The following is a 13,316-nucleotide window of genomic DNA, read 5'->3' on the forward strand; positions in this document are numbered from 1 at the left end:
ACAAACATGTCGATCGAGATCAAACCGTCTCAGGCGCTTGACCTTTGGCGTATCGCGATTGTTGAAAGTGTGCGTCGGGATTCCCCCGACCTGTCGGCCCGACAGATGGCCTTGTTACTGAGCGTTTACCTGACCCCGGCCCCGCATACCGTGCGTGGCCTTTCCGAAGCGCTGAATATTTCCAAGCCTGCCATTACCCGTGCCCTAGATCGTCTGAGCTCGCTTGGCATGGTCAAACGCAAGGTCGATGAAGAAGACCGCCGTTCGGTGCTGGTTCAGCGTACGGTTAAAGGCTCGGTCTTCCTGCGTGAATTCGGTGACATCATCGTCGCCGCCGGTCTTGAGACCGATTGATCCGGCTGTAAAACAAATCTGCTGACATCCGAGTGCGGATCAGAACAGCGAAAAACGCCCCTATCCAAGGCCCAGCCTTGTGAAATCGGCCGTTTAGGACAGCAAATCTTCCCCATCTTAAATGCATGACATCTGATATGGCGAAAAATCGCTATATACAGACCGGTTGGTCTGTAATGCGCCTACCAAAGGCTACGGGTAGCGCGTGCTTTCTTCTTTTGTGATCAATGTGTTAGGCAACACCCCGGCGACCCATAGTTGGTCTATGGGCGTTATTTGGCCGAGTATTGGCTTACAGGGGCTTCCGGGGTCGGATGAGGGCCCGCCATGGTTTCGGGCATCTCGATCAGGGCCAAAAGACCTGCTGCGACGATCAAAACGCCACCAGACAGCCGCGCGATAACGTTCGTGCCACCCCGTCTAACCAGCCAGGGCATGACCCGCGCCGCCCCCATCGCGTAAATCATTACGAAACTGTAATCAAGAAACACGAAGGTCGCGCCAAGGATCACCAGCTGCATTGCGAGCGGCTGACCGGGATCGACGAATTGCGGAAACAGTGCTCCGAAAAAGGCAATCGCCTTGGGGTTACCAGCCGCAACCAGAAAGCCTTCGCGAAACAGACGCAGGGGATTTGCCGACTCAAAACCCGCCTGATTATTCGTTTCGTATCCGGTTTTGATCTTGATTTCCGTGGGCTTGCGGAAAAAGGACATCAAACCGAGTGCTAACAGAAAGGCAACGCCACACCATTTGACAACGCCAAAGGCGGTTTCTGATGTTGCCAGGATCGCCCCGACACCAAGAGCCGCAATCAGCATCTGGATCATGTTGGCCGTGACATCGCCAAGGGCGGTCATCAGGGTCGGCCGCGCACCATAACGGAGCGCATGCGACATGCCAATCAGGATGCTGGGTCCGGGTGTCAGGACGAGCAAAAAGACCAGCAGGGTAAAACTGAGCCAGATTTCAAAGGACATGGTCGGGGCAACTCCGGTGACGACAGCCCCGGATATCACACACAGCCCGACAAGTTGACAAGTGCCGGTTTGGCAATGGGCCATGCGTGAACTGCGCAGGCCGTGGAGGTGGCGCGAAGACAAGCGATGCTTGCGAGCTAGGAAGGTTGGTGAGCGCACCCGCCTTTAGCGCGGTTTGGCGTCGCCCGGCCAGAAGTCATAGAACATGCGGATCTGGACCGAGCGCAGGGTGTCGGGCGGAAGGACATTCTGTCCGGTGCGCAGCAGCTTGTTCTGAAGGGCGGCGAAATAGCGATTGCCGGCCGGCTGGAACGGGCTGAAGGGTGGTTCCTTGACGAGTTCCTCGCCTTTTTCCTCGGCCTCGGCGGCGGCTTCGGCTTCAGCGGCCAGCTCTTCCTCGGTCTTGGGTGGCGGGGGCGGCAGAAGATCGGGACCGACATATTTAAAGCTGCGCTTGCCCGGTTCGCGGGTTTCATAGCGCTGTTCGGTATCGCGATACATCAGGCGCTGCAGATCGACCAGGAAGGCGTTGATGACCTTGGGCAGGCGTTGTTCGATCAGCCCGGCCGCCTGGCGCGAGGTTCCTTCAAGCCAGATGTTAAAGACAATCTGGCGAATAGCACCGCTTTTGCGCAAGACGATGGTCAAGGAGACCGGATCAGGTACAACAACTGTTTCGGGAATTTCGGGAACGGCCGGTTCTTCGGGTTCTTCGGTGTTGGCGTCATCTGCGGGCGGATCGCTGGCCCGGGCGGCCGGGGTTACCAATGCAAACATGGCAAGCACCAGTGCCGTGATCAGCAGATGGCCGAAAAGTCGATGTCCGGTTCGATTTTGGATCGCACGTGACAACATATTTACCCTTAAACCTGACTTTACAGTCCTGTTTTTATTGCCTTTTCAGACGGGTTGCAACCGATCAGGCATCAGACTTCCGACCTAGCTGGCAACAAATTCCGTTCCCGCCGCCCGAAGATCAAGGGCCGCTGCCAGCAGGGCCTTGGTGTAGGGCTGCGTCGGGTTGTCAAACACATCAGCCGCCGCGCCGCTTTCGACCAGCTTGCCACCCTGCATGACCATGACGCGATGAGACACTGCACGCACAACGCGCAAATCATGACTGATGAACAAGTATGCCATTTTATGGCGCGCCTGCAAATCACGCAGCAATTCGACGATCTGCGCCTGTACCGACATATCAAGGGCAGAGGTCGGTTCATCCAGTACGATAAAGCGTGGTTTCAGGACCAATGCGCGGGCAATGGAAATGCGTTGACGCTGCCCGCCGGAGAATTCGTGCGGATAGCGGTCCATGGCATTTTGCGGCAGGTCGACCTCCGACAGGGCCTCGGCAATGCGGGACTCGCGTTCGGTCTTGGAAAGCGTTGGTTCGTGGATTTCAAGACCCTCGCCGACGATCTGGGCAATCGACATACGCGGGCTGAGGGATCCGAACGGATCTTGGAACACGACCTGCATGTCGCGGCGGAGCTTGCGCAAATCCGCCCCGGCAAAGCTACGGATATCCTGCCCGGCAAAGCGGATATCGCCGCTTGATTTCAAAAGCCGCAGAATCGCCATGGCAAGTGTGGTCTTGCCCGACCCACTTTCCCCGACAATGCCAAGGGTTTCACCCTGCTTGAGCGTCAGCGAAATCTGATCCACCGCATTGAGGTAATGATCAGGGCGGCCAAGGATGCCCTTGCGACCAATCGGGAACTGCACATGGATGTTGCTGGTTTCAAGCAGATCGCTTGCGTTTTCGGGCAAGGCAGGTGCTTCGCCACTGGGTACGGCCGAGAGCAGCTTTTTGGTGTAGGCGTGCTTGGGCGCGTCAAAGAGCGCGTGGGCTTCGCCAGCTTCGACTATCTCGCCATCCTTCATCACACAGACGGTCTGCGCCATTTTCTGAACGATCTGCAGATCATGGGTGATCAGCAGAAGCGCCATGCCGAGCTTGTCCTGCAGGTCCTTGAGCAGTTCGAGGATCTGCGCCTGAATGGTGACATCAAGGGCCGTTGTCGGCTCGTCGGCAATCAGCAATTCCGGTTCGTTGGCAAGCGCCATGGCGATCATCACACGCTGGCGCTGGCCGCCGGAAAGCTCATGCGGCAGGGCCTTGAGCCGGGAGGCCGGATCGGGAATGCCAACGAGTTCCAGTAGTTCCAGAATGCGCGCCCGTGCCTTGGACCCACGAAGGCCCTTGTGGAGCAACAGCACCTCGCCGATCTGCTTTTCGATATTGTGCAGCGGGTTCAGCGACGTCATCGGTTCCTGAAAGATCATCGAGATCCGGTTGCCACGGATCTTGCGCAGCGGGCGTTCCTTGGCACCGACCATTTCCTGCCCGTCAAAGACGATGGAGCCCGACGGGTGGCTTGCGCGCGGATAGGGCAGCAATTGCAGGATCGAAAGGGCCGTGACCGATTTGCCGGAGCCACTTTCACCGACAAGCGCCATCGTCTGGCCGCGCTTAAGGCTAAAGGACACGTCCTTGACCGCCGTTACATCGGCGAATTTGACCGAGAGGTCCTTGATCGTCAGGAGCGGTTGAATTTCTGTCGAGCATGTCATTTCCGTCTCCTAAAACGTCTTGCGCGGATCGAACGCATCGCGCACCGCCTCGCCGATAAAGATCAGAAGGCTGAGCATCACCGCAATGGCAAAGAAGGCCGTCAGACCAAGCCAGGGAGCCTGCAGGTTATTCTTGCCCTGCGAGAGCAATTCACCAAGCGACGGCGAGCCGGGCGGCATGCCAAGCGACAGGAAGTCGAGCGAGGTGAGGGCGACAATCGATCCATTCAGCACAAACGGCAGGAAGGTGATGGTTGCGACCATCGCATTGGGCAGAACATGGCGATACATGATCCGGTAATCGGTCATGCCAAGTGCACGCGCAGCCCGGACATATTCAAAGTTACGCGCACGCAGGAATTCGGCACGGACAAGACCGGTCAAACTCATCCAGCTAAACAGAACAAGGATGAATAAAAGCGTCCAGAAACCCGGCGCAAACAGGCTTGCGAGAATGATCAGGATGAAGAGTTGCGGCAAACCCGACCAGATTTCGATCACACGCTGGAAGCCCAGATCGACCCAACCGCCGAAATAGCCCTGCACGGCCCCGGCGGCAATACCGATCACGGAACTGACCGCGGTCAGTGCCAGACCAAACAGGATCGAAATCCGGAAGCCATAGATCAGGCGCGCAAGAACATCGCGGCCCAATTCATCGGTGCCCAGCAAATGGCGCATGGAGGGCGGGGCTGGTTGTGGTTCGCGCATTTCGAAATCGATGGTGTCATAGGAAAACGGAATGACGGGCCAGATGGCAAAACCGTTTTCGGCAATCTTGTCCTGAATATAGGGATCATAGAAATCGGTCTCGACGTCAAAATCGCCGCCATAGGCCGTTTCGGGATGGTCGGACAGGATCGGGATATACCAGTCATCGCCATATTTGACGAAGATCGGTTTGTCATTGGCGACCAGTTCGGCCACCAGACAAATGACAAACAGGATGGCAAAGATCACAAGCGACCAATAGCCGCGCTTGTTGGCCTTGAAGTTTGACAGACGCCGACGGTTAAGCGGAGAGAGAACAGCATTAAACATGATCAATTCCCCCGCCCTTCAAAGTCGATCCGCGGATCAACAAAGTGATAACTGAGGTCACTGATCAGGTTCATGATCAGACCAAACAGCGTGAAGAAATAAAGGGTGGCAAACATCACCGGATAATCACGCGTCATCACCGCGTTAAAGCCAAGCAGGCCAAGACCATCGAGTGAGAAGATCACCTCGATCAGAACCGACCCGGTAAAGAGCATACCGACCAAGGCACTGGGGAAACCGGCAATGATCAGAAGCATGGCGTTGCGGAAAACATGGCCATAAAGCACACGCTTTTCACTCAGCCCCTTGGCGCGTGCGGTCACGACATACTGCTTGTTGATCTCATCCAAAAACGAGTTCTTGGTCAGCATGGTAAGGGTCGCAAAACCCGAAATCGTAAGCGCTATGATCGGCAGGGCAAGATGCCAGAAATAATCAACAATCTTGCCCCAAAGCGATAGCTGTTCCCAGTTGGATGATGTCAGCCCGCGTAACGGGAACCAATCGAGATAAGCCCCGCCGGCAAACAGCACGATCAGCATGACGGCAAACAGGAAGCCCGGAATGGCAAAGCCGACAATGATAGCAGCAGACGACCAGATATCGAAGTTCGAGCCATCACGCACCGCCTTGGTAATGCCTAGCGGGATCGAGATGATGTAAATGATCAGCGTCGACCATATCCCCAGCGAGATCGAGACCGGCATTTTATCAAGCACCAGATCGACCACGTCGCGATCCTGGAAGTAGCTTTGGCCGAAATCGAACGTCAGATAGTTCTTCATCATCATCCAGAAGCGTTCGTGTGCCGGCTTATCAAAGCCGAACTGCACTTCGAGCTGTTTGATGACTTCGGGATCAAGCCCCTGCGCCCCGCGATAGTTCGATGTCGATGAGAAGTTATTGCCCGAGGCAGAAGATGCGGCAGAACCGCCCCCACCGCCCGATCCGCTTTCAGCCCCCTGATTGGTGACACGCGCGGTCGCGGAAACATCTGTGCCCTGAAGCTGGGCAATGACTTGTTCGACCGGGCCGCCCGGGGCGAATTGAATGATCACAAAGTTCAGCAACATGATGCCAAACAGCGTGACCGGGATCAGAAGCAAACGCCGAAGGATATAATTCAGCATGGCCTAGTTGCCCCCCATCTGCAGTTTGGCGGCCTTGTCCGGATCCATCCACCAGCGCATGATCGACATGCCCTTGAGCGGAACCGTGTCCGGGCGGCCAAAGATGTTCCACCAGACCATGCGATCCCCACCGAGATACCATTGCGGAATAACGTAATCGCCCCACAGCAGCACACGATCAAGTGCACGGGTGGATGCGACCAGTTCTTCCCAGCTGTCGGCAGATGCGACATTTTCGATCATGGCATCAACCACCGGATTCTTGATGCCGGCAAAGTTGCGCGAACCGGGTTGATCGGCGGCTTCCGAGCTCCAGAACACGCGCTGTTCATTGCCCGGGGTCAGCGATTGCGTCCACCAGAAGGTGGTGACTTCGAAATCGAAGGCCTGAATACGGTTGACCCACTGACCGGTATCGATCAGGCGAATGTCCATATCAATGCCAAGCTGCTTGAGCCGGGATTTGACCACCAGCGCGATCTTTTCCAGACCGGGTTGGCGAATGATCAGCTCAAATCGGAAGGGCTGACCGGTTTCCTTATTGACCAGAATCTTGTCGCGCACTTCCCAGCCCGCCTCGTTCAGAAGCGTCATCGATTCACGCAAGGCATCGCGCCGCCCGTTGGGGGCATCGAAGTTCGGAAGTTTGTAGGGTTCGGTAAACAGCCGTTCAGGCAACTGATCGCGATAGGGTTCCAGCAAAGCCAGTTCAGCGCCGGTCGGCACACCGGTTGCGGCCAGTTCGGAGTTGGCAAAGAAGCTGTCGGTGCGGCTGTAGGCACCATAGAACATCGCGCGGTTCAGCCATTGGAAATCAAGACCATATTGCAAGGCACGGCGCACGCGCCGGTCCGCAAACAGCGGATTGCGCACATTCAGGACATAGGCCTGCATGCCACTTGGCAAATGATCGGGCATGAATTCCTTTTGAATGTCACCACGCTGAACCGCCGGGGTGTCATAGGCGGTGTTCCAGTCACGCGATGAATGTTCAGACCGGATCATGTATTCGCCCGCGAGGAACGCCTGACGCTGGACCTCCATATCCAGATAGGTGTCGTAATGGACGGTATCGAAGTTGTTCTGCCCGCGATTGACCGGGAAGTCTTCGGCCCAGTAATCCTTGACCCGTTCATAGGTAATGCTTCGGCCGGCCTCGATACTGGCAATGCGATACGCGCCACTGCCGACCGGGATTTCAAAGGTGGTTTTGGAGAAGTCCTTACCTTCCCAGAACTTCTTGGGCATGATCGAAATGCCGGCCACGGTCATCGGGGTTTCGCGGTTATTGCCTGGCTTGAAGGTGAATTTGACGGTGAGTTCGTCGATGACTTCAGCACCTTCGACCTGCGAGAAGACCTGGCGATAGACCGGGCTGCCCTTGTTGATCAGGATTTCATAGGAAAACACGACGTCGTCGGCGGTGATTTCGCTGCCATCCTGGAAACGCGCACGCGGATCGAGATGGAAGATGGCAAAGGACCGGTCTTCGGGGACTTCGATCGAATGCGCAATCAGACCATACATCGCATAGGGTTCATCGGCGCTGGCAACCATCAGGCTGTCATAGATCAGGCCTAGGCCCGAGGCCGGGTTGCCCTTGAGCGTGAAGGGGTTGAGCGTATCAAAGGCAACGATCGAGGATTGCACCAGCCTGCCGCCCTTGGGCGCATCGGGGTTCACGTAATCAAAATGATGGAAGTCCGGGCCGTATTTCAGATCGCCATAAAGCGAAATGCCATGGGATCGGGTGGTCAGCGGGGCGAGATCGGCCTCATCCACCGGGACAGTCGGTGCCGGGTTAATCACCGGTGTTTCGCCGCCTTGCGCGTTCGCGGGATTTATCGGCACCATGGCCGTAGACAGGGTGAGTGCACCGGCAAACAGGATGGATGTCATGGTCATGGCCAGACGTTCCCTGCCCGGCATTTTCATGCTGGCTGCATACGAAATCATGTGATTGTCGTCTTCCCCTGATGCAAGCTGATCACTGCTTCATTATGTGGACTTAATCTGTGCGGTGCAATCGGTGGTCCGCAAGCAGTTGGGCCTGCGATGATGCCCCTGTGAATATCACCACACTAGAAGTATCTGATAGTCACTACTAAATCGTTCAATTTCAAGGCACCATCACGTGACTTTGCCGTAGGACGAGTCTTTTTGGTTCAGTTTTCGCCGGGAGGTTTCAAGCTTGATCTCGGCCATCAACCAATCGCGAAATGCCTTGACCTTTCGGCGCTCCAGACGGCCGCGCGGATAGACCAGCGAATAGGCATAGGGACTGTCGACCGGCAGATCAAACGGCACCGTCAAACGGTTAGTCACAACATATTCCCCGATCATCGCCGGATCGGAAATCACCACGCCAAAGCCGCTTGCCGCGGCCTCCATCGCCATATCGAGGGTGGCAAATACCGGCCCCTTGGTGCCATCGACGCCCTGAATGCCCGTACCTTCAAGCCAGATGCGCCAGTCTTCACGTTGGGCCGAGCAATGCAGAAGCGTAACACCCGCGAGGTCTTCGGGGGTTTTGAGTTGCTTGGCAAGGCTTGGGTGACACACCGGCAGCAGGCGTTCCCCGGTCAGGAATTCATGGACGAGCTGTTCGTTCGCGTGATCGGCAAAGCGGATGGCGATATCGACCTCGTTAAAATCGACCGAGGCCAGATCATCGTTATAGGTGCCCAGCTGGACCTGAAAATCGGGATATTCCATCTGAAAGCGGCCAAGCCGTGGCACGATCCAGCGCATGGAAAATGTCAGCGGGGCGGACACAGACAGCAAGGTGTCATCTGCACGATCCTCGACCTTGGCCACCGCATCTTCGATGGCATCAAAGGCGGGTGTCAGGGATTCCAACAGGTTCTGACCCGCACGGGTCAACCGCAGGCTTCTGTGGTGGCGCTCAAACAGCTGACGACCGAGCACCTCTTCGAGATGCTGCACCTGTCGACTGACAGCCCCTTGGGTCACGTTAAGCTCATGTGACGCTTTGGTGAAACTTTCGAGTCTTCCGGCTACTTCAAAGGCCCGAAGCGCATTTAGCGGCAATGGACGGCGTTTCATGACAGACACTTTGCATGAGTTTTAGTCATGCAATGATGACAAAAGGTGGTTTGAGCGCAAGCATTTTTTCCGGTAACCCTGAGTTTAACACAGAGATTATCGATGCAGGGCCGCTGAATTGTTGAGAGCAGGCCTAGTTTTAAAAGGATTAGAGCAATGGTTGCTATCACCAAAGAAGTTGGCGCATTCACCGCCACCCATCGTCATCACAATGCCACCAGCCTGCTGGAGCTGCCGCGTACCTGGGTCAAACGTTACGACCTGCGTCAGAAGCTGGCCGACATGGACGCACACATGCTGCGCGATATCGGCTGGACCGTCTATGACGCGAAACGCGAAGCGGCCAAGCCGTTCTGGAAAGCTTAACCCGCGCGCAAGCGCATTATACCGAGTATTTTGTCATGCAGAACAATGTATCCCCGCTGCACAGCGCAATTACTTTCCCGCTCCAGGTTCTGATTGAAGCCCTGATGGACGCGTGGAAAGGCCTTAGCCTTAAATAAGGCTTTGCACCCAAGATCCCTGAACGCAATTCCAGCCTCCCCCCGTTGGAAAGTGCGTATATAAATGCCGGTCACAATCCCCTTGTGACCGGCATTTTTTTTAATGGCCTTGGCGATACGCTACTTCTTCTCGGGATAGCGCAGATACATCAGGTTTGCCGCGTTCAGCACCGAATACATCACCGCGAACTGGGCGTTGAACTCGAACTTTTCGGGCTTCGGATCAAACATGTCATAGATCTCGCTAATCGAGCGTTTGCCATCAATACGTGACAGGATCGCGGGCGATGCCGAGGGCATGGTGCGCGTCACGGCAAGGCCTGTGAAGGTGATCTTGATATTGCCGGTCTTGGCAACCGAACGCGCCAAGGTTGCCCCTTCTATACGAGTGAAGGTCGGAATCAATTCAGGCGACGGGACCGGTGGTTTGACCTTGTTCTTGGCTTTAACGACATAAAAAATGTGCTTGGTGATGTTGCCCGCCATCAGCTCTGCCAGGGCAGCGCGATCGCGAAACGGCACATGAACCGCCTTATCAAGCACATCATGGCGCGAACAATAGGTGGTCGGATCATAGCGCATGGGTTCGATAAAGTTCTGCAGGCGCAGACCAGCGCCCTCGACAAAATCAAAGACTTGATCGACGCGATAGGCGCGGTCCTGCTGATGCAGAAGAAGGTCATAGAACCCGGCATCGCCCCCATGGATGTGATCGCCGACAAACGGGTTGCGTTTGAGCCAGTTGGTGCCTGGAAGCGAATTGAACAGTGCCTTGCCGAAATGAAGGCGCTTGGCCCCGCCGGCCTCGGCATTAAGGCGCTCCATCATTTCCTGCATGTGATAGACGCCCTGACGGCCCAACTCGCCATAGACCATCAGCCCCATGCCGCCATTGGGTTTGAGCGCATCGGTCAGTGCCTTGAGCCCGGCATCGGGATCGGGCAGGTGATGGAGCACACCGCAGCAATCAATATAGTCAAACGGGCCGTATTCTGCGGCCAGATCAACAAAAGATCCGGTGACAAAGGTGACGTTCTTTTCAAGATTGCGGCGCTTGATGCGGGCTTCGGCAATGGCGCGCGAGCTTTCGGACAGATCAATATAGACGATCTCGGCCTTGGCTTTGCGGTCACGCGCCTGCTGGGCCAGCATGACCAGCGCATCGCCGGTGCCGCCACCCGCGACAAGGATTTTGATTTTGCCTTTCGCCGATGGATCGCGCCCGCCAAAGACAAAATGAACGACCTCGTCCCAGTTGCCCGGCGATCCGGTAATCAGGCGTTTGTCCTCATCCTCCGGATTGCGGTCCGGATAGGGATAGGTTTCATATTGATCACGGGTCTTTTCAGAAGACTGGACGTGATCGGGCCTGTTTTTGTCGTCGGGCATTGCGGCGAAATCCGGCAGAGAAGTGGTTGGGACGGCAACATCCTATACCACTAGATTAATTATGGAAATCCGGCAGTTTAGCGGTTTTTGCGACAATCTATGACCAGCTTGCCGGTCGCACTGCGATCGCGGATGGAAGCCAGAGCATCCATTGCATCTTCAAGACGATAAACGTGCGAGATCATCGGGCGGATCGCCCCGGATTTCAGGCGATCGAGCAGCTCTGCCATGCCCGCTTGTGCGATATCAGGATTCTGTTCGAGATAGGCGCCAAAATAAAAGCCGATGGCGGTGACATTCTTGACCAGCAGGATATTGGCCGGAATTTGCGGTACCGTGCCGCTGGCAAAGCCGATCAGAAGCATGCGCGCACCGGGCGCAACGCAGCGCAGGCTTTGATCAAACACATCCCCGCCAACCGGATCATAGACGACATCGACCCCTTTTGGCTTTCCAAGCGGGCTTGTGATTTCAAGCACCCGGTCGCGGATGTTTTCCGATTTGTAGTCAATCACATAATCTGCACCATGATCGCGCGCGATCTGGCATTTGTCCGCTCCACCCGCCGTGGCGATTACGGTGGCCCCCAGAAGCTTGGCGCATTCGACCGCCGTCAGGCCAACCCCGCCGGCCGCACCATGGACCAGAACAACCTCACCCGGCTTGACATCGGCGCGATATTTCAAGGCAAACCAGCTTGTACCATAGGCGATCTGGAAGGCAGCCGCTTGTTCGAAACCCACACCATTGGGCAGCGGAATCACAAGACTGCCATCGACAATGACCTGCTCGGCATATCCGCCCCAATCGGGCAGCGCCATGACCGCATCGCCCGGTTTGACGTGGGTAACACCATCGCCAACGGCACGGACCGTGCCACTGACTTCAAAGCCCGGAGAAAAGGGACCCTCCGGACGTTTTTGATATTTGCCCAGCAAGATCAGGGTATCGGCGAAATTGACCCCGCAGGCGGCAACATCAATCAGGACCTCACCGGGCCCGGCGACCGGACCCGGAGCATCGATCCATTGTGGTTCTTCACCAAATGCGTTGCAGATCCACGCCTTCATCCCGGTTTTCCTGCCTGTTGTGATCCTGATGCCCGGCAGTGTGCCGTGCACAAAAGGCCGAGACAAGCCGACAAAGGGCTAAACCGGCGTGGGATCAGGCGGGTCAGGACAGCAAAAATCGGACGGGATCAGAAAATGCGCTGACGCTTGCGCTTGCGGGTCAGCAGAAGAAGGATGGCGGACGGCACGAACAGCACGACAAGCGCCGGGGCCAGCAGAACAGGCACAAAGATAGTGTCCCACGCCCAGACAGAAATATAGCGCTGAATGACGGATTGCAGCAGGTTCAGGCTGCCGGTATCAAGGCGATACCAGAGCTCGCCTGCGGCGACCAATCGAAAGCTGCCTGTTTGAAGCGCGGTAATGGAATCATCGACCAGCACGGCGATGCTGGCGAATAGCAGTAACCATCCCAACGCCCGGAAAAACCACATTATCCTCTCCAAACTACCTGTCAGGGTCGGTATATTAGTAAATATTGCCGATACCCTAACGGGTCTGTGCGTCTGTCGTAAAGGGGACTTTCACGGCCCCCTGTTTCGCGTAACAGTCGCAAACGCTTACCTCAAACCTTACGGATGAGACCTCAACAAGAAGTAAAGATTATGGCAAGGCCTTCATTACCAAGGGTTTCAGACGGTTAAGTGCCAAAACAGCAGGGTGCTTTACGGGGGTATTCAGGGGGATTTGAGCAAAGTGAAAAAAGAGGCTGATTGGGCCTTGTCAAGCGCGGGCGTCTCGGCTAATGTCCGCCCGCTTTCGCGATATATCAAAGATCGCATGTGGAGAGGTGGCCGAGTGGTTTAAGGCGCACGCCTGGAAAGCGTGTTGGGGTGTAAGCCCCTCAGGGGTTCGAATCCCCTCCTCTCTGCCATTGACCTAAAAAGCAATTTCCCGAACCAGACAGACAAGATCAAACGGCGCATATGCGTGTACCAGATCGCGTTTTTCGTGCGCTTGACCCGGCTGCTGACAACAGGCTGTCAGGGGGCATTGTTCATGCTGACCTTTTGTAAGGAGGCACCATGATCAAATACCTGTATCCCGACGGCAACCACTGCTATCGCGCACTGCATACGGCACATGCAGTGTTCCGCAACGATGCGGGCAAACTCATCGCCCGGGCCGAAAAGGCCGATGGATCGGGCATGTATGAATTTGAAATTGCGGGCTTTGAGCTTTTGAGCCCAGGCATCGTTTATGACTGAT

At 56.0% G+C, this 13,316-nt stretch carries 13 protein-coding genes and 1 tRNA gene; 4 read left to right on the forward strand and 10 right to left on the reverse strand.

Annotated elements, in window-relative coordinates; genetic code table 11:
• Positions 1-6: 6 nt before the first annotated feature.
• Positions 7-354 carry a MarR family transcriptional regulator gene (locus tag CMO10_RS11040; protein WP_044829699.1) on the forward strand — a complete coding sequence of 116 codons (348 nt, stop codon included), beginning with the start codon at positions 7-9 and terminating at the stop codon, positions 352-354.
• Positions 355-626: 272 nt separating this feature from the next.
• Here CMO10_RS11040 and CMO10_RS11045 read toward each other — a convergent pair whose 3' ends face one another.
• The 7 genes from CMO10_RS11045 to gcvA all read right to left on the reverse strand — a co-directional run bounded on the left by CMO10_RS11045 (position 627) and on the right by gcvA (position 9,145).
• Positions 627-1,334 (reverse strand): LysE family translocator, encoded by a 708-nt coding sequence (locus tag CMO10_RS11045; RefSeq protein WP_297021918.1) that lies wholly within the window; start codon positions 1,332-1,334, stop codon positions 627-629.
• A 165-nt stretch (positions 1,335-1,499) separates the two neighbouring features.
• On the reverse strand, positions 1,500-2,111 hold the full coding sequence (locus tag CMO10_RS11050) for a hypothetical protein (protein WP_297021920.1): 612 nt from the start codon (positions 2,109-2,111) through the stop codon (positions 1,500-1,502).
• A 162-nt stretch (positions 2,112-2,273) separates the two neighbouring features.
• Positions 2,274-3,908, reverse strand: a complete 1,635-nt coding sequence (locus CMO10_RS11055) for an ABC transporter ATP-binding protein (protein WP_297021922.1) — start codon at positions 3,906-3,908, stop codon at positions 2,274-2,276.
• Positions 3,909-3,917: 9 nt separating this feature from the next.
• On the reverse strand, positions 3,918-4,949 hold the full coding sequence (locus CMO10_RS11060) for an ABC transporter permease (protein ID WP_297021924.1): 1,032 nt from the start codon (positions 4,947-4,949) through the stop codon (positions 3,918-3,920).
• Positions 4,950-4,951: 2 nt separating this feature from the next.
• The gene (locus CMO10_RS11065) at positions 4,952-6,079 is read right to left on the reverse strand and encodes a microcin C ABC transporter permease YejB (protein WP_297021926.1); all 1,128 of its coding nucleotides are present in this window, start codon (positions 6,077-6,079) and stop codon (positions 4,952-4,954) included.
• Positions 6,080-6,082: 3 nt separating this feature from the next.
• Positions 6,083-8,035 (reverse strand): extracellular solute-binding protein, encoded by a 1,953-nt coding sequence (locus tag CMO10_RS11070; RefSeq protein WP_297021927.1) that lies wholly within the window; start codon positions 8,033-8,035, stop codon positions 6,083-6,085.
• A gap of 174 nt (positions 8,036-8,209) precedes the next feature.
• Complete coding sequence (gene gcvA, locus CMO10_RS11075) at positions 8,210-9,145, reverse strand: transcriptional regulator GcvA (protein ID WP_297021930.1); 936 nt, start codon at positions 9,143-9,145, stop codon at positions 8,210-8,212.
• A gap of 156 nt (positions 9,146-9,301) precedes the next feature.
• On the opposite strand from gcvA, the gene CMO10_RS11080 reads away from it, so the two are divergent.
• Positions 9,302-9,511, forward strand: a complete 210-nt coding sequence (locus CMO10_RS11080; RefSeq protein ID WP_044829706.1) for a DUF1127 domain-containing protein — start codon at positions 9,302-9,304, stop codon at positions 9,509-9,511.
• A gap of 257 nt (positions 9,512-9,768) precedes the next feature.
• Here CMO10_RS11080 and CMO10_RS11085 read toward each other — a convergent pair whose 3' ends face one another.
• From CMO10_RS11085 to CMO10_RS11095, 3 genes are all read right to left on the reverse strand, one after another.
• Positions 9,769-11,037 (reverse strand): class I SAM-dependent methyltransferase, encoded by a 1,269-nt coding sequence (locus tag CMO10_RS11085; protein WP_297021935.1) that lies wholly within the window; start codon positions 11,035-11,037, stop codon positions 9,769-9,771.
• A gap of 77 nt (positions 11,038-11,114) precedes the next feature.
• Positions 11,115-12,107, reverse strand: a complete 993-nt coding sequence (locus CMO10_RS11090; RefSeq protein ID WP_297021937.1) for an NADPH:quinone oxidoreductase family protein — start codon at positions 12,105-12,107, stop codon at positions 11,115-11,117.
• A 128-nt stretch (positions 12,108-12,235) separates the two neighbouring features.
• Positions 12,236-12,541 (reverse strand): hypothetical protein, encoded by a 306-nt coding sequence (locus CMO10_RS11095; protein WP_044829709.1) that lies wholly within the window; start codon positions 12,539-12,541, stop codon positions 12,236-12,238.
• Between the two features lie 350 nt (positions 12,542-12,891).
• Here CMO10_RS11095 and CMO10_RS11100 point away from each other — a divergent pair.
• Both CMO10_RS11100 and CMO10_RS11105 read left to right on the forward strand, forming a co-directional pair.
• Positions 12,892-12,981: transfer RNA gene (locus CMO10_RS11100), tRNA-Ser, on the forward strand.
• A 151-nt stretch (positions 12,982-13,132) separates the two neighbouring features.
• A complete protein-coding gene (locus CMO10_RS11105; RefSeq protein WP_297021940.1) occupies positions 13,133-13,315 on the forward strand; it encodes a hypothetical protein in 183 nt (60 codons plus the stop codon).
• The last annotated feature ends 1 nt before the right edge of the window (position 13,316 follow it).

Origin of the sequence: Thalassospira sp., from assembly GCF_002709775.1 — a bacterium.
In the GTDB taxonomy this organism is placed as follows: domain Bacteria; phylum Pseudomonadota; class Alphaproteobacteria; order Rhodospirillales; family Thalassospiraceae; genus Thalassospira.